At 66.8% G+C, this 26,902-nt stretch carries 20 protein-coding genes and 1 riboswitch; of the genes, 7 read left to right on the top strand and 13 right to left on the bottom strand.

What is annotated here, in order from left to right; genetic code table 11:
• Positions 1–60: 60 nt before the first annotated feature.
• The 7 genes from ACQY4V_RS16310 to serB all read right to left on the bottom strand — a co-directional run bounded on the left by ACQY4V_RS16310 (position 61) and on the right by serB (position 5,706).
• Complete coding sequence (locus ACQY4V_RS16310; RefSeq protein ID WP_428513455.1) at positions 61–756, bottom strand: ATP-binding cassette domain-containing protein; 696 nt, start codon at positions 754–756, stop codon at positions 61–63.
• Entirely contained in the window at positions 743–2,299 is a 1,557-nt protein-coding gene (locus ACQY4V_RS16305; protein ID WP_428513453.1) for a thiamine/thiamine pyrophosphate ABC transporter permease ThiP, read from the bottom strand. Before ACQY4V_RS16305 ends, ACQY4V_RS16310 begins: the two co-directional genes overlap by 14 nt.
• Positions 2,275–3,267, bottom strand: coding sequence for a thiamine ABC transporter substrate binding subunit (gene thiB, locus ACQY4V_RS16300; RefSeq protein WP_428513451.1), 993 nt, complete (start codon positions 3,265–3,267; stop codon positions 2,275–2,277). The genes ACQY4V_RS16305 and thiB overlap by 25 nt, the downstream gene beginning before the upstream one ends.
• A gap of 33 nt (positions 3,268–3,300) precedes the next feature.
• Positions 3,301–3,411, bottom strand: a riboswitch (TPP riboswitch).
• A gap of 240 nt (positions 3,412–3,651) precedes the next feature.
• Positions 3,652–3,966 carry a hypothetical protein gene (locus ACQY4V_RS16295; RefSeq protein ID WP_428513449.1) on the bottom strand — a complete coding sequence of 105 codons (315 nt, stop codon included), beginning with the start codon at positions 3,964–3,966 and terminating at the stop codon, positions 3,652–3,654.
• Positions 3,967–3,987: 21 nt separating this feature from the next.
• A complete protein-coding gene (locus tag ACQY4V_RS16290; protein WP_428513447.1) occupies positions 3,988–4,431 on the bottom strand; it encodes an SRPBCC family protein in 444 nt (147 codons plus the stop codon).
• A gap of 3 nt (positions 4,432–4,434) precedes the next feature.
• The gene (locus tag ACQY4V_RS16285; RefSeq protein ID WP_428513445.1) at positions 4,435–4,758 is read right to left on the bottom strand and encodes an ArsR/SmtB family transcription factor; all 324 of its coding nucleotides are present in this window, start codon (positions 4,756–4,758) and stop codon (positions 4,435–4,437) included.
• Between the two features lie 75 nt (positions 4,759–4,833).
• Positions 4,834–5,706: a phosphoserine phosphatase SerB gene (serB, locus tag ACQY4V_RS16280; protein ID WP_428513443.1), complete on the bottom strand. Its 873-nt coding sequence runs from the start codon at positions 5,704–5,706 to the stop codon at positions 4,834–4,836.
• 605 nt (positions 5,707–6,311) lie between these two features.
• On the opposite strand from serB, the gene ACQY4V_RS16275 reads away from it, so the two are divergent.
• From ACQY4V_RS16275 to ACQY4V_RS16250, 6 genes are all read left to right on the top strand, one after another.
• Positions 6,312–7,466, top strand: a complete 1,155-nt coding sequence (locus ACQY4V_RS16275; RefSeq protein ID WP_428513441.1) for a phosphoserine transaminase — start codon at positions 6,312–6,314, stop codon at positions 7,464–7,466.
• A gap of 123 nt (positions 7,467–7,589) precedes the next feature.
• The gene (gene serA, locus ACQY4V_RS16270) at positions 7,590–9,185 is read left to right on the top strand and encodes a phosphoglycerate dehydrogenase (RefSeq protein WP_428513439.1); all 1,596 of its coding nucleotides are present in this window, start codon (positions 7,590–7,592) and stop codon (positions 9,183–9,185) included.
• A 208-nt stretch (positions 9,186–9,393) separates the two neighbouring features.
• Positions 9,394–10,005 (top strand): dimethylsulfonioproprionate lyase family protein, encoded by a 612-nt coding sequence (locus ACQY4V_RS16265; RefSeq protein WP_428513437.1) that lies wholly within the window; start codon positions 9,394–9,396, stop codon positions 10,003–10,005.
• Positions 10,006–10,046: 41 nt separating this feature from the next.
• Complete coding sequence (locus tag ACQY4V_RS16260; protein WP_428513435.1) at positions 10,047–10,748, top strand: metallophosphoesterase family protein; 702 nt, start codon at positions 10,047–10,049, stop codon at positions 10,746–10,748.
• A gap of 19 nt (positions 10,749–10,767) precedes the next feature.
• Complete coding sequence (locus ACQY4V_RS16255) at positions 10,768–11,103, top strand: DUF1992 domain-containing protein (protein ID WP_428513433.1); 336 nt, start codon at positions 10,768–10,770, stop codon at positions 11,101–11,103.
• An 82-nt stretch (positions 11,104–11,185) separates the two neighbouring features.
• The gene (locus tag ACQY4V_RS16250) at positions 11,186–12,361 is read left to right on the top strand and encodes an acetyl-CoA C-acyltransferase family protein (protein WP_428513431.1); all 1,176 of its coding nucleotides are present in this window, start codon (positions 11,186–11,188) and stop codon (positions 12,359–12,361) included.
• A 148-nt stretch (positions 12,362–12,509) separates the two neighbouring features.
• Here the strand turns inward: ACQY4V_RS16250 and pbpC are convergent, their stop codons facing one another.
• From pbpC to ACQY4V_RS16235, 3 genes are read right to left on the bottom strand one after another with little or no spacing between them, the layout of a single operon-like run.
• Positions 12,510–14,558 (bottom strand): penicillin-binding protein 1C, encoded by a 2,049-nt coding sequence (gene pbpC / locus ACQY4V_RS16245; RefSeq protein WP_428513429.1) that lies wholly within the window; start codon positions 14,556–14,558, stop codon positions 12,510–12,512.
• Positions 14,545–15,123, bottom strand: a complete 579-nt coding sequence (locus tag ACQY4V_RS16240) for a putative glycolipid-binding domain-containing protein (protein WP_428513427.1) — start codon at positions 15,121–15,123, stop codon at positions 14,545–14,547. The genes pbpC and ACQY4V_RS16240 overlap by 14 nt, the downstream gene beginning before the upstream one ends.
• Positions 15,120–20,561, bottom strand: coding sequence for an MG2 domain-containing protein (locus ACQY4V_RS16235; protein ID WP_428513425.1), 5,442 nt, complete (start codon positions 20,559–20,561; stop codon positions 15,120–15,122). Before ACQY4V_RS16235 ends, ACQY4V_RS16240 begins: the two co-directional genes overlap by 4 nt.
• A 154-nt stretch (positions 20,562–20,715) precedes the next feature.
• Between ACQY4V_RS16235 and ACQY4V_RS16230 the strand changes: the two genes are divergently transcribed.
• Positions 20,716–22,896 (top strand): response regulator, encoded by a 2,181-nt coding sequence (locus ACQY4V_RS16230; protein ID WP_428513423.1) that lies wholly within the window; start codon positions 20,716–20,718, stop codon positions 22,894–22,896.
• Positions 22,897–23,483: 587 nt separating this feature from the next.
• Here ACQY4V_RS16230 and yaaA read toward each other — a convergent pair.
• The 3 genes from yaaA to ACQY4V_RS16215 form a co-directional block, all read right to left on the bottom strand.
• On the bottom strand, positions 23,484–24,242 hold the full coding sequence (gene yaaA, locus ACQY4V_RS16225) for a peroxide stress protein YaaA (protein ID WP_428513421.1): 759 nt from the start codon (positions 24,240–24,242) through the stop codon (positions 23,484–23,486).
• Positions 24,243–24,277: 35 nt separating this feature from the next.
• Positions 24,278–26,317 carry a DNA helicase RecQ gene (gene recQ, locus ACQY4V_RS16220; protein ID WP_428513419.1) on the bottom strand — a complete coding sequence of 680 codons (2,040 nt, stop codon included), beginning with the start codon at positions 26,315–26,317 and terminating at the stop codon, positions 24,278–24,280.
• A gap of 264 nt (positions 26,318–26,581) precedes the next feature.
• Complete coding sequence (locus tag ACQY4V_RS16215; RefSeq protein WP_428513417.1) at positions 26,582–26,890, bottom strand: YggT family protein; 309 nt, start codon at positions 26,888–26,890, stop codon at positions 26,582–26,584.
• Between the last annotated feature and the right edge of the window lie 12 nt (positions 26,891–26,902).

Genomic DNA, 26,902 nt, shown 5'->3' with positions numbered 1-26,902 from the left:
TGATCTTCAGGCCCCGTCAGGGGTCGGTCCGTGCCGATTTTTTTCTTTTGAAATGAAGGTCTACGCGCCGAGATAGTCGCGCAGGACCGGCGGCGGATCGTCGAGCAGGTCGGCGGTCGGTCGCGGGGCGTGCGCGGTGCCGTCGGCGACGAGGATGGCCTGTTCGGTAATGCGCCGGGCGTCCTCTGGTGCGTGAGAGATCATCAGGAGGGTCGCGCCTGTTTCGCGGGCGATCTCTGCGACGAGGTCGAGCATCTCCATACGCAGCGCCGGGCCAAGCGCGGCGAAGGGTTCATCCAGCAGGAGCAACGGCTTGTCCTGCAGCATGACCCGGGCGAGCGCCGCGCGGCTGCGCTGGCCGCCTGACAGCTCGCCGGGTTTGCGGGCGTCCATGTCCGCCAGGCCGACGCGGTCCAGAGCCTGGGTCACGCGGATCCTGTCGGAGGGTGACAGGCGCAGGTTGGGTGAGAGGCCAAGGCCGACGTTCTGCGCCAGTGTCAGGTGCGGGAAGAGGTTGTCCTCCTGAAACAGCATGGCGACGGGGCGGGTGCCGGGGGGCTGATTGGTGATGTCGGCGCCGTGCCAGGTAATGTGCCCCTCTGCCACGGGCAGAAAGCCCGCGATCCCTTCGATCAGGGTGGACTTGCCGGCGCCCGAGGGGCCGATGACGGCGACGGTCGCGCGTTCCGGCACGGTCAGGTCGGCGGCCAGCGCGAAGCTGCCGTTGCGGATGGAGGTGGCGTCAAGTTTCAGCATGGCGGTGTCCTCCACGATCCAGCAGCCAGAAGACCCCGAAGGACAGGATCAGCAGCAGGAAGGAGGCGGCGGCTGCGGCCTCCATCTGGTAGGAGCCCATGAGGCGGTAGATCTGCAAGGGCAGGGTAGCCACGTCGGGATCGGCAAAGAGCGTGATGACGCCGAGATCGCCCATCGAGAGGGCTGCGGCCAGTCCGGCGGCGAACCCGATCTGCGGGCGCAGGCGGGGCAAGAGGACGTGGCGCAGGAAGGGCAGGCCGGCCATGCCGAGCGACAGGCCGAGGCGGCCCTGCCGGTTGATGATGTCGCGGGCGCGGGGCACGAGAATGCGCAGGGCGAAGGGCAGGACGGTGATGGCGTTGACGAGCGCCGTGACGGGTAGGGCAAACGCCTGCGGGTTGGCGTAGGGCCGGATCGCGATGAAGAGCCCGGTGCCGATCACCAGCGGTGACGCGGCGAGGCCCAGGAGGCCCGCGATTTCCACCATGCGGCCCCGTCCGGTGGCGATGGCGGCGGTCATGGGCAGTGCCATGCAGAGCAGCAGGACCGTGCTGAGCGCCGCGACGCCGAGCGAGGTGAGCGCGGCGGTCCAGACTTGTTCCGGCATGTCCGCGAATCCCGGCAGGCCCGACAGCGCGATGGCCATGAGCGGGACCAGCAGGAAGACTGCCGCGACACAGATGAACAGCGCGTCAACCCACCGTGCGGTGGTCGTTTTTCCGTCGAACCGGCGCAATCCGCGGTCGAGGCCCGAGCCGAAGCCTTCGCCGCGCGCCAGCCAGAGGGCGATGCCCCCGGCGAAAACTGTCAGGCCAAGCTGCACGGCGGACAAAAGCGCGGCCCGCCCAAGATCGAAGTCAAACCTGAACGCCTGGTAAATGGCGAGTTCTATCGTGGTGGCACGCGGCCCGCCGCCTAGGGTGAGGGCAACGGCAAAGCTGGTGAGGCAGATGGCGAAGATCACGGTAAAGGCGCCGGGGATCAGGCGCAGGAGCATCGGCAGTTCGATCACCCGGAACATCGACCAGCCGTCGATGCCCAGAAGCGTGGCGAGGCGAAAGCGTTCGGCGGGGATCTCTTGCCAGCCTTGGAGGACAAGGCGGGTAGCGAGGGGCAAGTTGAAGAACACATGCGCGAGGACGACGCCGTGCAACCCGTAGATCTGCACCGGCGGCAGGCCGAGCGCGCCAAGCGCCGCACTGACCCAGCCGCCCCGGCCGAAGACCTCGATCAGGCCCAGAACGGCGACGATTACGGGCAGGATGAACGGCGCGCCCAGAAGGGCGATCAGCAGGCTGCGGCCCCGGAACCGGCGGCGGGCGAGGGCGCGGGCGACTGGGATGGCCAAGATGACAGAGAAGAGCGCGGAGAGCGTTGCCTGTACCAGCGTGAAGCGCAGGGCGGCCCAGTCGGCGGCGTTGAAGCCGCGCCCGGTTTCGGCGCGCAGGGCGACGGCCAGAAGCGCCCCGAAGATGAGCGCCGCCACGAGGGCGGCGGCGGTCCATCCCGGTCTGGCGCTTAGCGGCTGAGCGCGTTCAGCCATTCATCAAGCGCCGCATCGCGGGCGGCGGCGGCCTCTTCGGCGCTGAGAAGCAGGGATTTTTCCGGTTTTACAAGCGTGTCGAATCCGCCTGGCAGGCCGTCCTCAAGCTGGATGGCGGGGTACATCCAGTTGGTCGTCGGGATGACCGATTGAAACTGGTCGGTCAGCATGAATTGCAGGAACTGGTCGGCCAAGTCCGGCTGATCGGTGGAGGCCAGTTTGCCGGCCACCTCGACCTGCATGTAATGGCCTTCGTCGAAGGCGGCGGCGGTCTTGGTGGCGTCCTCTTCGGCGATCAGGTGATAGGCGGGCGAGGTGGTGTAGGAGAGCACCATGTCGGCCTCGCCTTCGAGGAAAAGGCCATAGGCTTCGGTCCAGCCCTTGGTGACGGTGACGATGTTGTCCGAGAGCCCCTCCCAGACCGCCGGGGCCTCGTCGCCATAGGCGGTCTTGACCCACATCAGCAGGCCGAGGCCGGGCGTGGACGAGCGCGGATCCTGGATGACGATGGAGGTGTCGCTGTCGGCCAGGGCCTTGAAATTGCTGGGCGCTTCCATGTTCTTGTCGTGGACGAAGGCGAAATAGCCCCAGTCGTAGGGCAGGAAGACCGGGTCGTCCCAGGTGATCGGCAGATCGAGGTCGGGGGATTGTCCGTGTTCGGCGAAGAGGCCGGTGTCCTTGGCGGCGGCGGTCAGGTTGGTGTCGAGGCCGAGGACGATGTCGGCGTCGGTATTTTCCCCCTCCAGCCGGACGCGGGCCAGCAGGGCTGCGCCATCCTCGACGCCGACGAGGTTGAGGTCGCAGTTGCAGGTGGCCTCGAACGCCTTTTCGATCTGCGGGCCGGGGCCCCATTCGGCGACGAAGCTGTCATAGGTGTAGACGGTCAGTTCGGGCGTCTGGTCTGACTCCTGGGCCACGGCGGACGTGGCGGCAGTCAGGAATCCCGCAGTGAAAACAAGGTGTTTCATGGCATCCTCCGTTTCGGTGGAGGGTGCGGCGCGATGCGGGTGCATGACCTTCCCTCCGCCGGTTTCAGCCGGTTCAGGTTCAACGGGTTTGCGATCTGCATCTCAGTCGCCGGGCCGGGCCGGGCGACACCCCGAGGTTTCAACAGGAACCTAGGGGCAAGCCGGGGGCGGGACAAGGTGAATCGGCGAATCGAAAGGTTAAGGCGTTGGGAATCGCCGAAAACGGCACGTCGGTACCCGCGTCGGTATCCGGGTGGTATCGCGACGGTGCGATTTTCGCCGGGGGGCCGGGTTGACGCACCGCGCGGTGCTGCGGCGGGTCGAGAGCGGGCTGACGGCCCGACAGGGCAGGTGAGGTCCCGGGTCGAGCCCGGGACGCGTGGATCACATTTCGACGATCGGGGCGACCTCGACACTGCCCTTGCCGCCGTCGAGGATCGGGCAGCCGCGGGCGATCTCGCAGGCCTCGGTGTCATCCGCGGCCTCGACGATGGAATAGCCCGAGATCGGGTTGGACCCGCCATTGTCGGCGATGCCCTCGGTGCTGACCGTCCTGGACATGCCGACGGGGTTGCCGGGGTCGATGAGCTTGCCGCCAAGGCCGCCGAGCCAGCCTTCCCAGGCGGTCATCGCCTTGAGACCCTCTTCTTCGGTCTCGGGCCGGCCGCCGCCGTGATAGGCGAGGATGTACTTGGGCATGTGTCGGTCTCCTTTCAGGGGTCAGTGTGGATGGCTTTGCAGGTGGCGGGCGAGGCGGACCATCGGGCCGCTTGTCCAGCCGGTTTCGTGCCGCGCGGCGCGGTCGTCATCGGGCAGGTCGCGGTGGTCGATGGTCAGCCGGGCGCCGCCCGCAGCGGGGGTTACGGTGAAGGTGACGTGGCTTTCGGGGGCGCGCATGCCTTCGGGCAGGTGCCATGTCCAGGTGAAGCCGACGCTGTGCGGCGGGTCGACATGCGTCACCTGTCCCGACATGCGGTAGCGGTTGCCGTGGGCATCGCGCATCTCGGAATGCCAGGGACCCTCGCGGGTGAAATCGAGGGACGTGTCGGGGAGGGTCATGCCGTCATGGCCCCACCATTCCAGTACCTCGGCGCGCTGGGTGACGGCGCGGAAGAGGCGTTCGGGCGTGACGGGGAAGTCGCGGGTGATGCGGACCTCGCCCATCGGTCAGTCCCCGTCCTGAAAAGCGAGGTGGGTGGCGAGGCGGTCCATCGACGCCTGCCAGAAGGCGCGGTGATCGAGCGTCCAGTCGGCGATGGATTTCAGCGCCTGTGCGCGGACGGAATAGAGCCGGCTGGTGCCCTGGATGCGCTGTTCCACGAGCCCGGCCTGCCGCAGCACCTTGAGGTGGCGGGACATGGCCGGGGCGCTGATATCCGCCTGTTCGACGAGGCGGCCGGCGGGCAGTTCGCCCTCGGCCATCAGGCGCTCGACCACGGCAAGACGGGTCGGGTCGGAGAGGGCGGCGAAGGTGTCGGTCAGGTGGGTCATGACGCATTAATTAACGCAAACGTTAATTAACGTAAAGATTAATTTAATCGGGTAACGCGTGGGCTTTCGCCCACCCTACAGGATCTGGAAATCGCTGCGGTCGTAGCCTTGCAGGTAAAGGAGCGCGGTGAGGTCGCCGTGGTTGATGCGCAGATCGCATTGGGCGGCGACCGAGGGCTTGGCGTGAAGCGCGACACCGCTGCCGGCGCGGGCGAGCATCCCCAGGTCGTTGGCCCCGTCGCCAACCGCCAGCACGTCGATCTCAGAGATGTTGAGGCGGGTGGTGATGTCGGCGAGCGCCTGCATCTTAGCCTCGCGCCCGAGGATGGGGCGGGCCACGTCGCCGGTAAGCTTGCCATCTTCGGCAAGCAGCGTGTTGGCGCGGTTCTCGTCGAAGCCGAGCAGCGTGGCGATATGCGAGGTGAAGGCGGTGAAACCGCCCGATACGAGGGCGGTGTAGGCACCGTGGGCTTTCATCGTGGCGAGCAGGGTGGCGCCGCCGGGCATGAGGGTGATGCGGGTGTCGAGCACTTCTGCGATGACGTCTTCGGGGAGATCCCTGAGCAGGGCGACGCGTTCCAGGAGCGCGCCTTCGAAGTCGAGCTCGCCGTTCATGGCGCGGGCGGTGATGTCTTTCACATGCGCGCCGACGCCGGCCTCTTCGGCCAGTTCGTCGATGCATTCCTGTTGGATCATGGTGCTGTCCATGTCGGCCAGCAGCATCCGCTTGCGGCGGTTCTCGGACGGCTGGACGAGAAGGTCGGTTTGCAGGGTTTGCAGGTTCTCCCAGACCTCCCACTGGTTGTCGGGGAGCGCGGCCATGTCGAACTCCGCCGCCTCGTCGGGCGACAGCCAGCGGGCGTCGAACCCGCCCCACGCGTTGCGCAGGTTCTCGACCAGTGCGGGGTCGAGTTTGCCCGGAGGCGCGATGAGGGTGGTGGTGAACATGGGGGCGTCTCCGCTATGCGCTTTGAGTGCGGGCATAGCGCAGGTTGGGGTGGGGTTCTAGGTGGGGCCGCGCGACTCCATCGCGATCTCTACTGCGTTGGTCAAGTGTCGTCAGCGTATGTCGACGGATTCGTTGGGCAGTGGACCGCTTGCGAAGTAACGCCCTAGTAAGCGGCCATATTGTTGTGTATCGCCATATACGTTGCCAACCCGCAGAGGATCAACGATAGCCCGATCACGGTCCATACAAGGATTCTCGACGACAAACTGGTCCCGGCGCGTTTCTGCACGAAGGTTATCAATTGCCCCAGAATGATCTCCACTGTGGCGCCCTCATTCAGCCGATGTTTTGATGCCCATTTAGCTTCATTGAAGTAAGGAGGCTGCGGTGCGATTCAACCATTAAGCGCAATTCGTGGCTTACTCGCGCAGTATGAAAGGCTCTCTTGACGAAGTTTCCGATGATAGCCGCCGGGGTCGCTTTCGGACCGCAAACCGCCGCGCCTTGGCGATTTTCCCTCTTGCGGGGCCGGTGCGGCCAGCGTAATCCAAAAGGTGGGACACCCCTCCCCAACGAGGGGCGCTTATCTGGAAGGATAGCAGTAATGGCTATTGAACAACCGGCGACGCGGCCGGCAAACCCGCGTTTTTCCTCTGGCCCCTGTGCCAAACCCCCCGTTTTCGAATTGAGCAAGCTTGCCGACGCGCCCTTGGGCCGGTCGCACCGCGCCGCTGTTGGCAAGGCCAAGCTGAAGGCCGCGATTGACGGCACACGTGAGGTTCTGGGGATTCCCGATGATTACAAGGTCGGTATCGTGCCGGCCTCTGACACAGGTGCCGTCGAGATGGCGATGTGGAGCCTCTTGGGCGCGCGCAAGGTCGAGATGTTGGCCTGGGAAAGCTTTGGCGCGGGCTGGGTCACGGATGTGGTGAAGCAGCTGAAGCTCGATGCCGAGGTCAAGACCGCCGAGTATGGCGAGATCGTCGATCTTGGTAGTGTGGATACGGACAATGACGTGGTGTTCACCTGGAACGGCACAACCAGCGGCGTGCGGGTGCCGGACGGCGACTGGATCAAGGCGGACCGTCAGGGTCTGACGATCTGCGACGCAACCTCTGCGGCCTTTGCGCAGGACCTGCCGTGGGACAAGCTGGATGTGGTGACGTTCAGTTGGCAGAAGGTGCTGGGCGGCGAGGCGGCGCACGGGATGCTGGTGCTGAGCCCGCGCGCGGTGGAGCGGTTGGAAAGCTATACGCCACCATGGCCGATGCCGAAGATTTTCCGCCTGACGAAAGGCGGCAAGCTGATCGAGGGCATTTTCGAGGGGGCGACGATCAACACACCGTCGATGCTGGCGGTGGAGGATTACCTGCTGGCGCTGGACTGGGCACGGTCCGTCGGCGGGCTGAGTGGCCTGATGGCGCGGGCGGATGCCAACACCAAGGCGGTGGCGGATTTCGTCGGCACGCATGAGTGGGTTGAATTCCTGGCCAAGGATCCGGCGACGGCGTCGAACACCAGCGTCTGCCTGAAGTTCAACGACGATCGGATCAGCGACGGGGCGGCGTTTGCCAAGGCCGTGGCCAAGCGGCTGGAAGCCGAGGGCGTGGCCTATGACATCGGCGCCTATCGCGACGCGCCTCCGGGCTTGCGGATCTGGTGCGGGGGCACGGTGGAGACCGCCGATGTGGCCGCGCTGATGCCGTGGATCGAGTGGGCGTTCAACGCCGAGATTGCGGCGCTGTCCGAGACCGTTTGAGGTGAGGTGAAACCCCACCCTACGCGGGATGTGTAGGGTGGGTTTCAAACCGACCGCCACGTGAACCGTAGGGTGGGTTTCAAACCCACCATTCCCAGAATTCAAAGATGAAGGACCAGACAGATGGCTCCCAAGGTACTCGTATCCGACAAGCTGAGTGAAACCGCCGTGCAGATCTTCCGCGACCGGGGGATCGAGGTGGATTTCAGGCCCGAGCTGGGCAAGGACAAGGACAAGCTGGCCGAGGTGATCGGCGATTATGACGGTCTGGCGATCCGTTCGGCCACCAAGGTCACGCCGACGATCCTGGAGGCGGCGAAGAACCTCAAGGTGATCGGCCGCGCGGGCATCGGCACCGACAACGTCGACAAGGCGGCGGCCTCGAAGAAAGGCGTGATCGTGATGAACACGCCGTTCGGCAACATGGTGACCACCGCCGAGCATGCCATCGCGATGATGTTCGCCGTGGCGCGGCAGATCCCCGAGGCGAGCGCCAGCACCCATGCCGGCAAGTGGGAAAAGTCGAAGTTCATGGGGGTCGAGCTGACAAACAAGACGCTGGGGATCATCGGCATCGGCAATATCGGCGGCGTGGTGGCCGACCGGGCACGGGGGCTGAAGATGAAGGTGATCGCCTATGACCCCACGCTGAGCGAAGAGAAGATCGCGCAGAAGGGGGCCGAGAAGGTGGATCTGGATACGTTGCTGGCGCGGTCGGATTTCATCACGCTGCATACGCCGCTGATCGATGCCACGCGCAACATCCTGAGCCGTGAGAACCTTGGCAAGACCAAGAAGGGCGTGCGGATCGTCAACTGTGCCCGGGGCGGGCTGGTGGACGAGGCGGCCTTGGCGGAGTTGCTGCAATCGGGGCATGTGGCCGGTGCTGCGCTGGACGTCTTCGCCGAGGAGCCGGCGACGGAAAACCCGCTGTTCGGACTGCCCAACGTGGTCTGCACGCCGCATCTGGGGGCTGCGACCAGCGAGGCGCAGGAGAACGTGGCGTTGCAGGTGGCCGAGCAGATGTCGGATTACCTGTTGACCGGCGCGGTGACCAACGCGCTGAACATGCCGTCGGTGACCGCCGAGGAAGCCAAGGTGATGGGACCGTGGATCAAGCTGGCCGATCATCTGGGCAATTTCATCGGGCAGATGACGGACGAGCCGATCAAGGCGATCAACCTGCTGTATGACGGTGTCGTCAGCCAGATGAACCTGGAGGCGCTGACCAGCGCGTCCGTGGCGGGGATCATGAAGGCGGTGAACCCGGAAGTGAACATGGTGTCCGCGCCGCTCATTGCCAAGGAACGGGGGATCAAGATCTCGACCACCAAGCAGGACAAGTCGGGCGCGTTCGAGGGCTATATCAAACTGACCGTTGTGACGGCAGAGCGCGAGCGGTCCATCGGCGGGACGGTATTCAGCGACGGCAAGCCGCGCTTCATCCAGATCAAGGGCATCAATATCGACGCCGAGATCGGGCAGCACATGCTGTATACGACGAACCGCGACGAGCCGGGGATCATCGGCGCGCTGGGCCAGACCATGGGCGGCAATGGCGTGAACATCGCGAACTTTACCCTTGGCCGGTCGAAGGCGGGGGCGGAGGCGATTGCGCTGCTTTATGTCGATGCGCCGGTGCCGGAGGACGTGATCGCCAAGCTGCATCAGACGGGCCTGTTTCAGCAGATTCGGGCGTTGGAGTTCGATGTGGGGTGAGTGGCCCGGGCGCGTGGTTGTGGTGTGGGGCGATGCCGGGGTGAACCCCGGCCTACGGTCTGCGTAGGGCGGGGTTCACCCCGCCTTTGGCGCCCGACGTGGCCACAGGCTGGAAACGCGCGAAAAACGACCCTATCCGGGTCGCTGCGGCGAAAGCCGTGGCGGCCCGTTTGCGTTAAGCGAGGTGCATTCGACCGAGGAGGTTCCGATGCACGATCCGTTCCAGCTTTTCCTGTCCGAGATGGCCGCCGTGTTCCGCGCCGAGGGGCGGGCCTGCGCCACCGAGACCGCCGCGGCGCTGCTGTCGGCGACCGAGGTCGCGCCGCTGACGAACGACTCGCCCGGCGATACCGATGCGATCTGCGGACTGCTGGGCGCGTCGCCGCTGGCCGTGGCCCGGGCGGCGCTTGCCGCACATGACGTGCTGCCCTGGGGGCACAACCCGGTGTCGAGCCAGATGAAGCCCGAGGACGAGGCGCTTTTCTCGGTCGTGGACCTGATGGGCCCGGAAGCGCCGCTCTTCTGTCCGACGTCGCGGGCGGGGCTGTATTACCAGAGGCCAAACACCCGCTATGGGCTGCATTCCCATGCCGCGGTCGAGACCTACGTGATCATCGCGGGCCGGGCGCTGTGGACGGCAGGCGACGCGCAACGCGAGATGGTGGCGGGGCATTCGGTGCATCATTCGACCTACCTGCCCCATGCCTGCCAGACCGGCGACGAGGGCGTCGTGGCCCTGTGGCGCTGGTCGGGGGATATCGGCATCGAGAGCTACCGCGTGCATCACGGGGCCGAAGCCTTTGGGGCCTTCGCCGCCTGAGACGGGTTTGCAGTCGCGCCCTGGCGTATTAGGTCTGGGGCATGACCGAACCGATTTACGTGATCCCCGACATCCATGGCTATCGTTCAGAGCTCGACCGCGTGCTGGCCCTGATCGGAAAATACCAGGACGAGAATGCACGGGTCGTGTTCCTGGGCGATTACTCGGACCGCGGGCCGGACAGCCGGGGCGTGTTGCAGACGCTGATCGATGGGATCGCGGCAGGACGGAACTGGACCGCGCTGCGGGGCAATCACGACCAGTTGTTTCTTGATGCGCTGGAAGGTCGGATGGAACCGGTGCGCTTTCAGTGGTGGATGCAGGGCAACCTTGGCGGGCGGGAAACGCTGGCCTCTTACGGGATCGAGACCCCCGAGTATGAAGGCGACTGGCGTGAGCAGGTGCCTGGGCTGCATCGCCAGTTCCTGAGCACCTTGCCCTATAGCTTCGAGACGGAAGAGCTGTTCCTGTGTCACGCGGGCGTGTCTCCCGGCACGCCGCTGGAGCGTCAGGTGCCCGAGGACCTGATGTGGATGCGCGAGCCGTTCCTGTATGACGACCGGGATCATGGCAAGCTGGTGGTGCATGGCCACACACCGGTCGATGCGCCCGAGCATCACGGCAACCGCGTGGCGCTGGATTGCGGTACGGGCTGGGGGCGGCCCTTGCAAGTGGCCGTGTTCGAGGGGCGGGACGCGTGGATCCTGACCGACGACGGTCCGGCGCCGCTGGTGCCCTTCTAGTCGAGGGGAGCGCTGAGCATTGGACAGATCTTTCAACGTCCTTATTGAGCGGCAGATCCGAAAGGCAATAGCCGAAGGCCAGTTGGATCGGCTGGAGGGCGCTGGCAAGCCCCTGCCGGATCGGTCGGGCATGGCGCATGTGGACATGGCCACACAGGTGGCGTCGCGGATCATGGCCGAGGCTGGCGCCCTGCCGGAAGAGTTCAAGTTCAAGAAGCTGCTGGAAGCTGCCAAGGAAACTTGGCGCGCTGCGGACACAGACGAGGAGCGGCACGTGGCAATGGCTTTGATTGCCGATCTCGAGCAGCGTTACACCATCGCCGTGGAGGCGCGGCGCAAGTTCATGGCCCCCTGAGAGCGTGCCCTGACGGGACGTTTCGCTTGCAGGGTGCAGGCGCAGGCGCGATGCTGAAGCGAACACTTCGAGGGAGGCTCTCATGACGGATATCGTACTTCTGGATGGCGCGCGCACAGCCATCGGCACCTTTGGCGGATCGCTGGCGGGCACGCCGCCGGCGCAGTTGGGGGCCGTGGTGACCAGGGCGGCGCTGGAGCGGTCGGGCGTGGAGCCGGGGCAGGTCGGGCACGTGGTGTTCGGCCATGTCATCAACACCGAGCCGCGCGACATGTACCTGAGCCGTGTTGCCGCGATGGAGGCGGGCATTCCCGAGACCACGCCGGCGATGAACGTCAACCGGCTGTGCGGGTCGGGCGCGCAGGCGGTGGTGTCGGTGGTGCAATCCCTCATGCTGGGCGATGCGGATTTCGGCGTCGCGGGCGGGGCCGAGAACATGAGCCGCTCGCCCTTCATCGTGCCGGAGCAGCGCTGGGGCGCCAAGATGGGCGATGTGCGCACGCTGGACATGATGCTGGGGGCGCTGAACTGTCCGTTCGGGACGGGGCATATGGGGGTCACGGCCGAGAACGTGGCCGCCGAGCATGACGTCAGCCGGGAGGATCAGGATGCTTTTGCGCTGGAGAGCCAGGCGCGGGCGGCGAAGGCCATCGAGGACGGCCGCTTTGCCAGTCAGATCGTGCCGGTGGAGGTGCGGGTGAAGCGTGACACGGTGGCGTTTGACACCGACGAGCATCCCAAGCCGACGACCGCCGAAGGGCTGGCCGGGCTGCGCGCGGCGTTTCAGAAGGACGGCACGGTGACGGCTGGCAATGCGAGTGGCATCAACGATGGTGCCGCGGCGCTGGTCTTTGCGCGCGCGGAGGCGGCCGAGAAGGCGGGGCTGAAACCCAAGGCGCGGGTGTTGGGCTATGCCCATGCGGGCGTGCGCCCCGAGGTGATGGGGATCGGGCCGGTGCCGGCGGTGGAGAGCCTACTGGAGAAGACCGGGCTGAGTGCGGCGGATTTCGACGTGGTGGAATCGAACGAGGCCTTCGCGGCGCAGGCGATTGCGGTGAACCGTGCTCTGGGGCTTGATCCCGACAAGGTGAACCCGAATGGCGGCGCGATCGCGCTGGGGCATCCGGTGGGCGCGACGGGGGCGATCCTGGTGGTGAAGGCGCTTTACGAGCTGGAGCGGATCGGCGGGACAAAAGCGCTGATCACCATGTGCATTGGCGGCGGGCAGGGGATTGCCGTGGCCATTGAGCGGATGTGATGGGCGCAGGCGGAATTCTGCAAAATTCCGCGGCGAAAAATTGCAATTTTTCGGAACGATTTCTTGCAAGAAATCGGGCAAGAATTTTCGAAAATTCTTGGTGCGGAACTGCGCAGTTCCGCGGCCATTTTCTGCGCAGAAAATGGGGTCAGTCGATCCAGACGGTGACGCTGCTGGAGCGGCCCGTCGCGTCGATCACCGACAGCTTGGAATAGCCGCGCGCAAGGCCGGTCAGCTCGGTCTCGCGGCGGCGGGTGCCGGTTTGCTGCGGCGTGCCGTTGGCAAGCCAGGTGAAGGGCGGCTTGCCATCGCGCAGCTTGACCGTCAGGCGGCCGTCCTGGATGGGCAGGCGGGCGCCGGCGGGGGGGAAGATCAGCTTGGGCGCATCCTCGGACGGCTGGAACACCGCGTCGCGGCTGGCGAAGCGGCGCAGCGGTTGCGGCAGGCGGGCTGTGGGCAAGAGGAGCGCCTCGGGCGGAGGCGGCGGCAGGGCGTCGGCTTTGGGTTTCAGACGCTGGAAGGCTTCGAACAGCACGGGCGCGGCAAGGTCGCCGCCGAAGGCGCCGGGCACGGGCGTGCCGTCGGGGCGGCCGATCCAGACGGCGGCGACATGGCGGCCGTCGAAGCCCACGGCCCACGCGTCGCGGTGGCCGTAGGAGGTGCCGGTCTTGTAGGCGAGCCGACGCTTGGGCGCGCCGGGGGGCGGGGCGAGGCCTGCGAGGATGTCGGCCACGTGCCAGGCGGCGGCGCGGTTTAGGACATTCGCAGGCGTATGTTCTGGCGCGTCTTGACGCCAGTTCAGGGGGCGGGTCCGGCCGCCATTTGCCAGCATGGCGTAGGCGGTGGTCAGGCCTTCCAGCGTGACGCCGAGGCCGCCGAGACCGACGGCGAGGCCGGGCTGGTCGCCGGGCAGCTCGGTCGGCACGCCGGCGCGGCGCAGGGTGTCGAGCAGATGGGCGGGCCCGATCTCGTCCAGCAGCAGGACCACGGGGATATTGAGCGACTGGCGCAGGGCGTCGGCCACGGTCAGCTCGCCCCGGAAGGCGCCGTCGAAATTCTGAGGCGCGTAGGTGCCGAAGGCAACGGGGCGGTCGTGGATCAGCGTCTGCGGATGGGCGAGGCCGCGGTCGAAGGCCATGGCGTAGATGAAGGGCTTCAGCGTCGAGCCGGGGGAGCGCATCGCCTGCGTCATGTCGACGAAACCGGAGCGGGCGTCGCCGATGCCGTAGGTGGCGGAGCCGACCGAGGCGAGGATGTCGCCGGTCTGATGGTCGGCGATCATCATGGCGATGGAGACGTCTTCGGGCAGGTCTCGCAGGCTGTGCGTGGCGAGGCGTTCGAGCGCGGCTTGCAAAGGGGCGTCGAGCGTGAGGTCGTGGCGCAGGCGGGCGGGGTCATCAGAGACCGCGCGGTCGGCCATGTGCGGCGCGAGGGACGGGAAGGCGCGGCGGGTGTGGGGGACAGGCTCGGTCAGGGCGGCCTCGACGGCGCCTTGGGTCAGCAGGCCGTCGCGTTCGGCCCGGGCGAGGACGCGGGCGCGGGCCTCGGCGGCCTGAAAGTGATGGCGGTCGGGGCGGCGGGATTCGGGCGATTGCGGCAGGGCCACCAGCAGCGCGGATTCGGCGGGGGTCAGGCGGCGGGGGTCCTTACCGAACCAGGCGTAGCTGGCGGCGCGGACGCCTTCGATGTTGCCGCCGAAGGGCGCGCGTTCGAGGTAGAGTTGCAGGATCTGGGCCTTGGTCAGGCGACGCTCCAACGCCAGCGCGACGCGGGCTTGGCGGAGTTTGCCGGACAGCTGCCCGGTGCCGCTATCTTCGAGCAGGCGGGCGACCTGCATGGTGAGGGTGGAGGCGCCCGACACGACCTCGCCGTTCCAGAGCGCCTGCGCGGTGGCGCGGAGAATGGCGCGGGGGTCGACGCCGGAATGGGTGTAGAAGCGCTTGTCTTCGTAGGCGATGAGGAGGTCTAGATAGCTTTGATCTACTGCGTCAGGGGTGGCGCTAAGGCGCCAGCGGCCCTCCTCGACCGTGTAGACCCTCAGGAGCGTGCCGGTGCGGTCGCGGACCTCGGTGGAAAGGGGCGTCAGGAGGGGCGGCAGGTCGGTGACGGCGATCCACTGGTCGAGCTTGTCGCGGCCAAGCCCTGCGGCAAAGAGCGCGAGGGCTAGAAGCAGAAGCAGGCGGTCACAGCGGAACATGCTGATCTTCCGCGTGCCAGAGGCCGGGATAGTCGGTGACGAAGCCCGCGTCGTTGACCTCGAGCGTGGTGGTGAAGTCGGTCTGTTCGGCACGGTAGTCGATGATGCCATACGTATGCGTACGTTGATAGGTCTGATCCAGTGGCGCGAGGGCGGCGGCGGGGTAGTGCAGCCACGCGGCGCGGGTGGTCAGGGTGTCGTCCTGCTGTTTGAAGAGGCGGCGCAGGGGCATGAGGTTGGTGGCGGGGGTGAAGCTGAGGTCGATGTCGGTGGCGTCCTCGACATCCGGCTGGGGTGTTTCGTTCACACGCCAAGAGCCGTTGCGGTGGTCGATATGCAGGCGGACATCCATTTCGCCATGGGTGCCGGCGATATCGGCGTCGAGGGTCCGCCAGTCATCGGTGCAGCGCACCACGTAGTCGAGCGAGGCGAAGCCGGCGTCGTCGTGGAACCGGGCGTGGCCGACCAGCAGCCAGCCGTGATCGGCGCGGGCGAGGCGGCAGATGTCCTGCCCCTCGCAATAAAGCGCGCGCCAGGTGATCGTTGCGACGGTTTTGCCCGTCATTCCGCCGTGACCGTCAGGTGCCCGGTGGCCGAGCGGGCGCGGTATTGCGGGCGATACATGTCCTCGACCGAGGCCGCCGGGTGGTGGTAGCTGCCCGGTGAGATCGCGCGGACGATGTAGGCGAGGCGGAAGGCATCGTCCGAGCGCCAGTCGACGGCGGCGATGAAGCGGTCGGCGCGGAACTCGGAATGCTCAGTAGTGGCCGGGTCGAGCCAGTCGAGCGCGTTCACGTCGCCCGAGCGCAGCAAGTTGGGGTTGTCGATTTCCAGCCCGGCGGGCAGGGGATCGTCGATGATGAGCCGCGCCTCGCCTTTCTCGAACGGGCGGACCGTCAGCACGGTGACAAGGCGGGTACCGGTGGGGACCGAGGACAGGTCCACCGGGGTGCCGTCCATGTCGAAATAGCTGCGCTCGATGGCGTAGCCATAGCCGCCCGCCTCGGGCGGGGTCACCGGCACGCCCAGAGTGGTGAGCGTGATGTCGGTGGCGTTCGCGCCTGTGTTGGTGAGGGTCCGGGGCGTTAGGGACGTGGCGGAGATGTTGCGCACGAAGGGACCCGAGACAGGCTCGCCGTCGAGCGAGAGGCCCGAGACGGACGGGTCGCTGAGAAGCGCGCGGGCGGCCAGAAGGGACCACGCCTGTTCCTGGGTGGACATGTGCGGGCCTTCCGCCGTGATGGCGTTGGCAAGGGCGTCGGCGTTGACGGCTGTGCTGCCCGCCTCGGTCGCGAGGGTCAGCACGCCTGCGCGGTCGCGCAGGCGGGTGCCATAGTCGGCGCGCCAGACCTGGCCTTCGTCGCCGGAGGTCTGGTTGATGCTTTGCTGGGCCGCGGCGAACATGCGGTCGGCGCGGGTCTGGTCGCCGTAGAAGGCGAGCGCGGCGCCGAGCTGGGCCTGGGCCAGGGGCGTGGCGAAGGCCTGTGCCTTGACGTCGGCGTAGTAGCGCAGGTCGCCCATGCGGGCGGCACCCTCGCGGGCGAGGACCATGAGGGCATAGGCGATGTCTTCGCCCCCCTGATCGAAGTCGGGGGCGTAGTTGATGCGGTTGCGCAGGTTGTCCATCGCCATGGTGTAGGCGGTTTCGGGGATGTCGAAGCCTTCGGATTTGGCGCGTGACAGGAAGTCGGCGACATAGGCGTCGAGCCAGAAATCGCCGGAACTTGCCCGCCAGAGGCCGAAGCTGCCGCCCGAGGACTGGCGGGTCAGGATGCGGGCAATGGATTGGTCGATGCGCTTTTGCGCCTCGGCCTCGGAGGCGAGGCCCATCGCGGCGGCGACCTGGTTGAAGTAGAGCAGCGGCATGGCGCGGCTGACGACCTGCTCGGTGCAGCCATAGGGGTAGCGGTCGAGCGCGGCCAGAAGGCGGGGCGCGTCGAGTTTCGCCAATGGGCCGGCGGCGAGGATGGCGCTGGCCGTGTCGGGGCGCAGGTCGGCGAAGACGTCCGCCCCCAGCGTGAAGCTGTCGCCCGCGCCGAGAGAGAAGCGGCGGGTGGTGGCGATGACCGGATCGTTGGCGCGGATGCCCAGCGGCATGTCCTTGGTCAGTTGCTTGCCGTCGGGCGTGGTGAGGGCGATGCGCACGGTGGCGTCGCCCACGTCGCCTGCGGTGATGGGCAGGCTGAGCGTGGTTTTTTCCTGTTCGCCCAGTTCGAGGCCCGAGGGGATGGTGCCGCCCAAAGTGAGGCCGGTGCCGGAGACATCGAGGCCCATGCGGCCGGTCGGGCCTTCGGTGTGCTGGATTTCCAGCAGCAGGCGGCTTTCGTCGCCGGGGGCGAGGAAGCGCGGCAGGGAGGCGGTGACGACGACGGGGTCGCGCACGATGGTTTCGTCCTCGGCCTGACCCACGGCGGTGGGGGACCACGCGACGGCCATGAAGCGGACGGTGCCGTTGAAATCGGGCATGTCGAAGCTGGCCTGCGCGGTGCCATCGGGGCCGATTTCCAGCGGGCCGGTGAAATAGGCGACGAGGTCCTCGGTGGGTGGCGGCTGGGTGCCGGACATGGGGTTGCCCGCGTCACCGCCGGAGCGGACCTGGCCTTCGGCGCCGTTCATGCCGTCGATGAGGCGGCCATAGAGGTCGCGGATTTCGACGCCGAGGCGGCGCTGGCCGAAGTAGTGACCCGAAGGATCGGGCGACTGGAAGCCGGTGATGTTGAGCACGCCCACGTCGACGGCGGCGAGGGTGACATAGCCGGTCTGGCCATCCGCCAGCCCGTCGACGTTGACGGTGACGTCAAGCGGCCCGCGCGGGGCGGCGGTGTCGGGCGCGTCGATGGAGACGGTGAGTTGCTTGTCGCCCGGGGCGATCTTGGCATAGCTGAGGCCGAGCGAGCGGGCCGGGTTCTGACCTGCGCTGACGTTCATCGGGCGGATGACCTGTGCGGTGACATAAGCGCCTGCGCCCCAGTCTTCCGTGACCGAAAGGGGGATGGTGTTTTCGCCCTCGGTGACCTCGACCGCTTGGCGTTCGATGACGTGGTTGGACATGACGGTGATCAGCGCGGTGCCGGCATAGCGGGGCACGACGCGCAGTTGCACGGTGTCGCCGGGGGTGTATTCGGGTTGGTCCAGCGACAGCTCCAGCGTGTCGGGCGTGTCGCTGGCGTCGGCGGGGGCGTACCAGCCGGCGTAGAAATCGGCGGAGGACGACACGTAATCGCCGCCGGTGCGTTCCACGACCAGTTCGTAGTGCCCCCATTCGACGGGGGCGGAGACGGTCAAGAGGTCGGCGCCCAGTGTGGCGTCGCCGGTGGCGACCTGTTCGCGGGTCGTGATCGGCTCCCAGTTCCACGAGCCGTAATCCTGGTACCACTGATAGCGCGTGGTGACGCGATTGACGGTCCATTTGACGTCCATCGGGACGGGCGTGAGATCGGGCGAGATGCCGATGACCTGGAAGCGGGCTTCGGAGTTTTCGGGAACGACGCCGTCGGCCATGGGCTTGATACCGATCATGGGGCCGGAGGGGGCGAGCATGCGGGAAAGCGTGCGTTCGACCGGGCGGCCGGAGCCTTCTTGCAGGGTGACGGTGATGTCGGCCTCGAACGGGCGGTCGGTGACGTCGAATTCGGGCATTTCGGCGGCCATCTGAAGCTGGCCATCAGGGCCGGTCTTGCCCCCGGGCAGGTAGGTAATGCGGGCGCCTGCCGGGTCGTCATGGCGGCCGAAACGGAAGCCGGGGAAATCGTCGAGCGTGGAGCGGGCCGTGAGGCGCACGTTGCCATCCGCGACCAGCCCCGCGCCGGGCGCGCCGAAGAGGTAGCGCGCGTCGATGGTGAGCGGGGGTGTGTCGCCGGGGCGGATGGGGCCGTCGGGCAGCGACAGGTCGAAGTCGATGCGCTCGGGCAGGAAATCCTCGACCAGCAGGGTACGGCTGACCAGCGGGTCATCCTCGGGGTCCGACAGGATGTCGAGCGTCCAGCTGCCGGTGGGGACGGATGCGCCCACGGGCAGGGTGAAGACATGGCCCCCCGCGTCGTCGTCGCCGGACAACTGGCGGGAATACTCCACGCCGTCGGGGCGGCGCAGGATGGCGGTGAGGGGCAGGCCGGGGATCGCCTCGGCCAGTTCGTCCCGCGCAAGGGCGGTGGCGTGGATCACCTCGCCCGGGCGGTAGGCGCCGCGGTCGGTGGCGAGGAAGACGTCGATCGGGGGCGCAGGGGGGCGGCCCTCGACGCCGCGGTCCGAGAGGTCGAAGGCGGGGTCGGTGAGCGACAGGAAGGCCATGTCGTCGGGGCCCGCCTTGGCGAGGATCATCGCCGGGGCGGAGCCGGAGGTGCCACGGGTCAGACCGGGGGCGAAGAGCGCGTGACCCTGATCGTCGGTGGTGGCGGTGCCCAGCACGCGGTTGGAGCGGGAGAGCAGCGAGAGCTCGACGCCGGGTTCCGCCTGGGCATCGGCCAGACCGCGCACGAAGACGTGCAGGCCGTCATTGCCCTTGAGGGTGGTCAGGCCCAGGTCGGTCAGCACGAACCATTGCGTGGCGCCGGGATTGTCGAACGGATCGGCGCCGGGGATGGTAGCGGTCAGCGCATAGATGCCGGGGGCCTCATCCGCCAGCACCTCGCCCAGCGGCAGGCGGGTGGTCATGGTCTGGTTGAGCGTGTTCTGCACCTCGCCGGTGCCGGTCCAGACCTCCTCGGCGATGTCGTTGCCGAACTCGCGCTCCTGATACTGGCTGAGGGGGCGGCCGAAATAGTCCTCCTGCATGGTGCGCAGTAGGTTGCGGTCGGAGACGCGGCGCAGCAGCAGCTCGACCTCTTCGAGGTTCACGGTCTCGATCGGCAGGGCGGTGTCGGCGGCCTTGGGCAGGATATAGGACCGGCCCGGGAAGGCGACGCGCGGAGAGCGGTCGCGGACGTAAAGCGTGATTTCGGTGTCGCGCTGAAGGGTTTCGCCGCTGGCGGCGGGCAGCCCCTCGCGGAAGGTGACGCGGTAGCGCTCGCCGTGCTGGACACCGGCGATGCAGATCTGGTTGCCCGAGGGCTGCACCACCAGGCCGGGATCGGGCAGGCGCACGAAGGGCGTGTAATCTATGCCGGCCTCGACCAATGGCTCGGAGAACTCGGCGCAGAGGCGGGGCTGGGCGCTGTCACTGTCGGCGCGGTGGTCGGTGATGCGGAAGCCGTACTTGGCGATGGCGGCATCGAGCGCGGTCATCACGTCGTCGCGCGGCTGGATCGATTCCGCGAGGCGCAGGGTGGGCACGGTGGCCTGGCCCCGGCCCATCGTCTCCAGAGACTGGGACATGAGCATAAGGGCGTTGATGCGCGCGGGATCGCCAGGCGCGCGCAGGTAGGCGTTGATCGCGGCCTGGAAGGCGCGTTCCGCATAGTTGCGTTTCTCGGAGTCGTTCTGCGTGGGGATGAGGAGCGACAGGCGGGCGTACTCGGCCCATTGGTCGGCGGCATCGGAGCGGGCCACGGCGGCCCCCATCCAGCGCATGGCGTTGAGGTAATCCTGCTGCGCGATGCGGTCCTGCGCGGCGTTGACCATGGCGGGCACGTCCCATTGCCCGCCGGGGTGGCGCGCGCCGATGCCGGTGGCCTGGTCGCGGGCCTGGTTCAGGTCGCCGGGGTTGAGAAAATCCAGATCGGCGGTGCGGGCGGGCGCATCTGACAGGACGCGGGTGTCGGTGTTGAAGACCTCGGCGGAAATCGCGCCCTCGTAGGGCTTGGTCTCGGTCAGGGCGCTTTTGGGGAAACAGGAACTGGAGCGGGTGTTGAAGGTGTAGGCGCGGCAGGCATTGTTGGAGAAACAGAGGTTGCGGCAGGCCTCGAGCGTGGTGTCGAAGAGCGGGTCCAGATCGGAGCCGTAGAAGTCGACATCCTTGGTGACCACCTCGCGCCTGTCGGGCACGGCATCCTGGGCCAGCGCGGCGGACGCGACGAGGCTGGCGGAAAGGCTGAGGACGATGGCGGCAAGAAAGCGTTGGAGCATAATACCCTCCTTCAACGAATGGCGGCATCGTGCCACGCCCCCCGAGGCAAGACAACGATTCCCGCGCCTGGCGCGGGTCAGGGTTTAAACACTTGTTCACCATAATCAGGGAGTTTGAGCCCCGAGAGTCACCGGCACGGGCGGAGGTTGGGGCATGAGCCTTGCCAACAAACTGGCGGAGGAACGGCGCGCCAGGCTGGCCGCCGAACGTCTGCTGGAACAGAAACAGGCCGAGTTGCAGGCCGCGAACCGCAAGCTGGGCCGGCATGCCCGTGCCCTGAGCGAAGAGATCGTCGAGACCCGCGCCGAGGTGCAGACCGTGCGGGACGAGAACGCGCGGGTGAAATCCGACCTGAACATGGCCAACGAGAAGGTCGCCATCGCCGAGCGGCGGCTGTGGCACTCGATCGAGACGATCCAGGACGGGTTTGCCTTTTTCGACGCCGACAGCCGGATGATCGCCGCCAACCACGCCTGGCTGGGCGTGTTCGAGGGGCTGGAGGACGTCAAGCCGGGCATCAGCTATGTCGAGATCCTGCAATGCGTGACCGAGGAGGGGGTCGTGGATATCGGCGACGCCGACCCCGCCGCGTGGCGCGAGAAGATGCTGGACCGCTGGCAGACGGTGGCGCCCGAGCCCGAGATCGTCCGGCTGTGGAACGGGGCCTATATCAAGCTGATCGACCAGCGCGGCCCCACCGGCGACGTGGTGAGCCTGGCGCTGAACATCACCGACACGATCCGGTACGAGGAGCGCCTGAAGGAGGCGCGGCGCAAGGCCGAGATGGCGAGCCGGGCGAAATCGTCCTTCCTGGCCAACATGAGCCACGAGATTCGCACGCCGATGAATGGCGTGGTTGGGATGGCGGAGCTGCTGAAGGACACCGAGTTGGACGAGGAACAACTGCTCTACGCCAACACGATCAAGAACTCGGGCGAGGCGCTGTTGGTGATCATCAACGACGTGCTGGATTATTCCAAGATCGAGGCGGAGAAGCTGGTTCTGCACGAAGAGCCATTCGATCTGGAACGCTGCATTCACGAGTTGATCATGCTGATGCAGGTGAACGCGCGCGACAAGGGGATCGAGCTGTTGGTAGATTACGACCTGTTCCTGCCCACGCGCTTCGTGGGCGATCCGGGGCGGCTGCGACAGATCATGACGAACCTTCTGGGCAACGCGGTGAAGTTTACCGAAGAGGGGCACGTGATGGTGCGGGTCGTGGGCGTCGAATGCGCGGCCCAGGGCGCGGCGCGCCTGCACGTGACGATCGAGGACAGCGGCATCGGCATTCCCGCCGACAAGGTCGGGCACATCTTCGGCGAGTTCAACCAGGTGGACGGCGAGAGCAACCGCAAGTTCGAGGGCACGGGGCTGGGTCTGGCGATCTCGGAGAAGCTGGTGCGGCTGATGGGCGGCGATATCTGGGTGGAGTCGGCCGAGGGGCAGGGATCGACCTTCGGGTTTGCCGTGGAACTGCCGCTGGCGGACCCGGATGCGGGGCAAGATTTCAGCGTGCCCGACGGGTTGCGCAAGGTGGTGATCGTCGAGACCAACGCGCTGAACCGCTCGATCCTGGAGCGGTTGTTCGCGGCGCTGGGGATCGAGGTGACATGCTGCGACAGCGGCGCGGCGGCGCTGGAGGCGACGGACGGGTCGGTCAGCCTGGTGATCACCGACCACGTCATGCCCCGAATGGACGGGATCGAACTGGCCGAGGCGCTGAAGGCGGGCGGGCACGAGGCGCCGGTGCTGCTGCTGAGCGGGAACATCGGCAGCGTGGAACAGGACCCGGGACGCGGCTTTGTTGACGCGGTGCTGCAAAAACCCTTCCCCCGCGCCGAGCTTTTTGCCGCCCTGACACGGCTCTCGGGCTCGCTGGCGGGGGGCGTGGCGGAACCGGACCTGCCGCAGGACCCCGGCCGCGTGATGCGGGTGCTGGCGGCGGAGGACAACAGAACCAACCGGCTGGTGTTTTCCAAGATGGTCAAGGCGCTGGACATCGACCTGAAATTCGCGGTGAACGGCGAAGAGGCGGTGGCGTTCTACCGATCCTTCCGGCCCGACATCGTGTTCATGGACATCTCGATGCCCGAGATGGACGGCAAGGATGCGGCCCGCGCGATCCGGGCGCTGGAGGCGGAAAGCGGCGGGCATGTGCCGATCGTGGCGATGACGGCGCACGCGATGGATGGCGACGAGGACGAGATCCTGTCGGCGGGGATCGACCACTACCTGTCGAAGCCCCTGTCGAAACAGGCGTTGATCGACCATGTGATCGCCGCCTGCCCCGAGGGGGTACGCGCGCCGGAGGAAGGGCAGAGTGCGGCGTGAGCGCGGTAAGTGGCCGGGGCATGTGCTTTCGCTGCGCCGAATGACTGGCGTTTGAGGTCTGGCAGAGAGTGGCTGTCAGTCAGAGGGGGTGCTGGTCCCGAGGGACGTTCGTTTTCTTTGCTGCGAAGGTCCGGTATGAGCTTTTGCGGACACGTGTGATTTATAGCCCCGAGCGCCATCGACGGGCCGCGGCGCGGCGATCCGACGGTGGGTCGGCAGCACTTTATCCCGGCCAGATCCGAAACAGGATTGAGCGATGCACCGAATTTCACCCAATCGCCGGGCCGTGGGGGCGGCCCGTCGATGGCGCGGGGCCTGCGGCCTGACTCCGCGCCGGGGCTGCAGATCAAACGTCTTTCATGTCCGCACTGCCGACATTCGTGCCACCCGCAACGAATGCCGGTATCGAGTCCGTTGCAAGACACTGGTATCGCGCCCCCAGCCGGTTAACAGCCGCGAAGCGGCCCGGCCATCGTCAGCCCCTCCCTCGGGCTGGCGCTCGCCTCCGTCGTGAACGGCGGCTTCGTACCGCAAAGCGGATATTTGTCGCTTGCCAAAAACAGAGGCTTTGCCTTGCGCGGAACGCCCTACTGCTCGCCCCGGATAAACGCCGGTTCGTCCTCGGTCGAGCGATCCGCATCATAGCGATAGCCGCCGCAGTCGAAATCCTTGAGGCTGTCGGGATCGGTCAGGCGGTTCTGGACGATGAAGCGGGCCATGGCGCCGCGGGCCTTCTTGGCGAAGAAGCTGATGACCTTGGCCTCGCCGTTTTTCGTGTCGAGGAAAGTGGGGGTGATGACCCGCAGCTTGAGCGCGTCGCGGTCGACGGCGCCGAAATATTCCTGGCTGGCGCAGTTCACGAGGGTCTTGCTGCCGGTCTCTTTCGCCTGCCGGTTCAGCGCCTTGGACAGCCGGTCGCCCCAGTAGTCGTAAAGCGACCTGCCCTTTTCGGTCTTCAGGCGGCTGCCCATTTCCAGGCGGTAGGGCTCGATATTGTCCAGGGGGCGCAGGAGGCCGTAAAGGCCCGAGAGGATCCGCAGGTGGTCCTGTGCCCAGTCAAGCTCGTCGGTGTCGAGCGAGCCGGCCTCGAGCCCTTGGTAGGTGTCGCCGGCGAAGGCGAGCGCGGCGGGTTTCTTATCCTGCCTGCCGAAGTCGCGGAAGCGGTCGGCGTTGAGTTTCGCAAGGTCGTCGGAGATGCCCATCAGTTTCTTGAGGTCGGCCTGGCTGAGGTCGCGGGCCACGTCGGCCAGGGCGTGGGCGTCCTTGGCGAAGGCGGGGCCGGTGGGGTGGATCCCCTCGGCCGGGGACATGTCCATTTTCTTGGCAGGCGAGACGACGACGAGCATATGTGACCCTTGGATGGTTCGGTGTTCGGGCTGATCTAGTCCGCGGTATGCAGAACGTCCAGAAAGGCCGGGCCGAAACGCTCGGTCCTTTTGTCGCCCAGCAGGCGTTCGAGGTCGCCGAGGTCGCGGGGTTTCGAGGCCGCGACGCGGGCCAGCAGGCTGGCGGAACAGGACAGCGGCTTGTCTATGCCATCCTCGCCGCGGGCGAGGTTGGCCTGAACCTCCAGCAGACGGTCGTAAACGGTGCCGGTTTCGCGGCCCGCCAGCTTGCGGCGGGTGGGGTGCATGACCTCGGCTTCGCCGTTGATGACCTCGAGGAAGGCGGCGCCGTATTGTTCGAGCTTTTTGGAGCCGACGCCCGAGATTCGGGCCATGTCGTCGAGCGTGCGGGGCCGGGTCTCGGCCATCTCGATCAGGGTGCGGTCGTTGAAGACGATGTAGGCGGGCATCTTGGCGGCCTCGGCCAGCGCGCGGCGCTTCGCCTTGAGGGCCGAAAGGAGCGGTGCGTCCTCCTCGGCGACCAGCGTCTTGGCGGCGGGACGGCGGGACTTGGGCGCGAGGGTGTCGCGGCGCAGGGTAATCTGGTCCTCGCCCTTGAGGATGGGAATGGCCCGTTCCGTCATGCGCAGGGCGCCGTGGCGTTCAGGGTCGGGGCGGATCAGGTCGCAACCCATCATCTGGCGGAAGATGCCCTGCCAGGTGCGGCGGTCGGTGTCGCGGCCCACACCGAAGGTGGGCAGGTCATCGTGGCCGCGGGCGCGGATCTTGTCGGTCTCGTTGCCGGTCAGGATGTCGATCAGGTGGCCCGCGCCGAAGAATTCATCCGTGCGCAGGATGGCCGAGAGCGCCTTGCGCACGTCCTGCGTGCCGTCGAAGGTTTCGGGCGGCGTGGCGCAGGTGTCGCAATTGTCGCACGGGGCCGGATCCTCGCCGAAATAGCGCAGGAGCGCCTGGCGACGGCAGGCATGGGTTTCGGCAAGGCCCAGAAGGGCGTTCAGCCGGGCGTGATCGGCGGCGCGGCGTTCGGGCGGGGCGAGGCCCTCGTCGATCTGGGACCGGCGCAGGCGGATATCGTCGGGGCCGAAGAGCGTAAGCGTGTCGGCGGGCGCGCCGTCGCGGCCCGCGCGGCCGATTTCCTGGTAGTAGGCCTCGATCGACTTGGGCAGGTCGGCGTGGGCAACCCAGCGGATGTCGGGCTTGTCCACCCCCATGCCGAAGGCGATGGTGGCGACCACCACCAGCCCGTCCTCGGTGCTGAAGCGGTGTTCGACATGGCGGCGGTCGTCCGGGTCCATGCCGCCGTGATAGTGGCAGGCGCTGTGGCCATCCTCGCGCAGGGCTTTCGCCAGCGTTTCGGTCTTGGAGCGGGTGCCGCAGTAGACGATGCCGGACTGGCCCTTGCGGGCGGCGGCGAAGCTGAGGATCTGTTGGCGGGGGCTGTCCTTGGCCGAGAAGGCGAGTGTAATGTTGGGCCGGTCGAAGCCGCGCAGGAAGGTTTCGGGCTGCTGGCCCTCGAACAGTTTCTCGACGATTTCGGCCCGGGTTTCGGCATCCGCCGTGGCGGTGAACGCGGCGAGCGGCACGTCGAGGGCGCGGCGCAACTCGCCGATGCGCAGGTAGTCGGGGCGGAAGTCGTGGCCCCATTGGCTGACGCAATGGGCCTCGTCCACGGCGATGAGGCTGACGCCGATGCGGCGCAGCATCCCCATGGCGGAGCTGGCGGCGAGGCGCTCGGGGGCGATGTAGAGCAGTTTCAGGCGGCCGTCGTCGAGTGCCTCCCAGACGGCCTGGGTTTCTTCCTCGGTATTGCCGGAGGTGAGCGCCCCGGCCTCGACCCCCGCAGCCCTGAGGGCGCGGACCTGGTCACGCATGAGCGCGATGAGGGGGGAGATGACGACGGTGACGCCGTCGCGTAGCAGCGCGGGCAGTTGGTAGCACAGGGATTTGCCGCCGCCGGTGGGCATGATGGCAAGGGTGTTGGTGCCTTGGGCGACGGTCTGGACGATTTCTTCCTGCCCGGGGCGGAAGGCGGAGAATCCGAAGACGTCTTGCAGCAGCGTGGCAGCGCTTTGCATGGGAAACCTGTAAGATTTTAGTTTTCTGCTCTTAGGGGTGACAGTCCCACACTAAGGAATCGTAAACAAGTCCCGGATGAACGCCATTCGTGCCTGGTTGCACGGAATCAAGGCCGAAGGCCGCCGCGCCATCGCGGCCCCCCTCCCTGGGGGCGGCGATCTGGCAAGTCCTGGCGCGACGCCTGAGGGTTTTCGGATTTGGCAGAGATAAAGTGCTGCCAAACAGAAGCCGGATCGCCACCCCGGGGGGCCGCGATGGCGCGTCTATCCGCAGTAGCCCAGGGGGCGTCCGTTGCACAGCAGTTCCGGCAGGATGAAGTCGCGCAGAGAGATGAGTGCGACGAAAGCCACAAGAGGCGCGAGGTCGAGGGGGCGGGTATCCGGCAGGATGCGGCGGATGGGTTGGTAGATCGGCTCGAGCAGGCGGTTGAGACCGTACCAGATCTGGGCCACGAACTGTTGGCTGAGGTTCAGAACCTGGAAATTGATCAGCCAGCTCATGATGATGTGGATGATCATGATGAAGAACGCCACGTCCAGAATGAGCCCGATGGGACCTGCGATTGCCTGCATCTAGAAAACCTC

This window comes from Roseovarius sp. (genome assembly GCF_965277045.1).
GTDB lineage: Bacteria > Pseudomonadota > Alphaproteobacteria > Rhodobacterales > Rhodobacteraceae > Roseovarius.
This window is presented reverse-complemented; position numbering and strand designations above follow the sequence as displayed.

Excerpts from the sequence above, each read along its gene's own strand:
- ACQY4V_RS16310 (WP_428513455.1), bottom strand. The coding sequence starts at position 756 with ATGCTGAAACTTGACGCCACCTCCATCCGCAACGGCAGCTTCGCGCTG.
- ACQY4V_RS16305 (WP_428513453.1), bottom strand. The coding sequence starts at position 2,299 with ATGGCTGAACGCGCTCAGCCGCTAAGCGCCAGACCGGGATGGACCGCC.
- thiB (WP_428513451.1), bottom strand. The coding sequence starts at position 3,267 with ATGAAACACCTTGTTTTCACTGCGGGATTCCTGACTGCCGCCACGTCC.
- ACQY4V_RS16295 (WP_428513449.1), bottom strand. The coding sequence starts at position 3,966 with ATGCCCAAGTACATCCTCGCCTATCACGGCGGCGGCCGGCCCGAGACC.
- ACQY4V_RS16290 (WP_428513447.1), bottom strand. The coding sequence starts at position 4,431 with ATGGGCGAGGTCCGCATCACCCGCGACTTCCCCGTCACGCCCGAACGC.
- ACQY4V_RS16285 (WP_428513445.1), bottom strand. The coding sequence starts at position 4,758 with ATGACCCACCTGACCGACACCTTCGCCGCCCTCTCCGACCCGACCCGT.
- serB (WP_428513443.1), bottom strand. The coding sequence starts at position 5,706 with ATGTTCACCACCACCCTCATCGCGCCTCCGGGCAAACTCGACCCCGCA.
- ACQY4V_RS16275 (WP_428513441.1), top strand. The coding sequence starts at position 6,312 with ATGGCTATTGAACAACCGGCGACGCGGCCGGCAAACCCGCGTTTTTCC.
- serA (WP_428513439.1), top strand. The coding sequence starts at position 7,590 with ATGGCTCCCAAGGTACTCGTATCCGACAAGCTGAGTGAAACCGCCGTG.
- ACQY4V_RS16265 (WP_428513437.1), top strand. The coding sequence starts at position 9,394 with ATGCACGATCCGTTCCAGCTTTTCCTGTCCGAGATGGCCGCCGTGTTC.
- ACQY4V_RS16260 (WP_428513435.1), top strand. The coding sequence starts at position 10,047 with ATGACCGAACCGATTTACGTGATCCCCGACATCCATGGCTATCGTTCA.
- ACQY4V_RS16250 (WP_428513431.1), top strand. The coding sequence starts at position 11,186 with ATGACGGATATCGTACTTCTGGATGGCGCGCGCACAGCCATCGGCACC.
- pbpC (WP_428513429.1), bottom strand. The coding sequence starts at position 14,558 with ATGTTCCGCTGTGACCGCCTGCTTCTGCTTCTAGCCCTCGCGCTCTTT.
- ACQY4V_RS16240 (WP_428513427.1), bottom strand. The coding sequence starts at position 15,123 with ATGACGGGCAAAACCGTCGCAACGATCACCTGGCGCGCGCTTTATTGC.
- ACQY4V_RS16235 (WP_428513425.1), bottom strand. The coding sequence starts at position 20,561 with ATGCTCCAACGCTTTCTTGCCGCCATCGTCCTCAGCCTTTCCGCCAGC.
- ACQY4V_RS16230 (WP_428513423.1), top strand. The coding sequence starts at position 20,716 with ATGAGCCTTGCCAACAAACTGGCGGAGGAACGGCGCGCCAGGCTGGCC.
- yaaA (WP_428513421.1), bottom strand. The coding sequence starts at position 24,242 with ATGCTCGTCGTCGTCTCGCCTGCCAAGAAAATGGACATGTCCCCGGCC.
- recQ (WP_428513419.1), bottom strand. The coding sequence starts at position 26,317 with ATGCAAAGCGCTGCCACGCTGCTGCAAGACGTCTTCGGATTCTCCGCC.
- ACQY4V_RS16215 (WP_428513417.1), bottom strand. The coding sequence starts at position 26,890 with ATGCAGGCAATCGCAGGTCCCATCGGGCTCATTCTGGACGTGGCGTTC.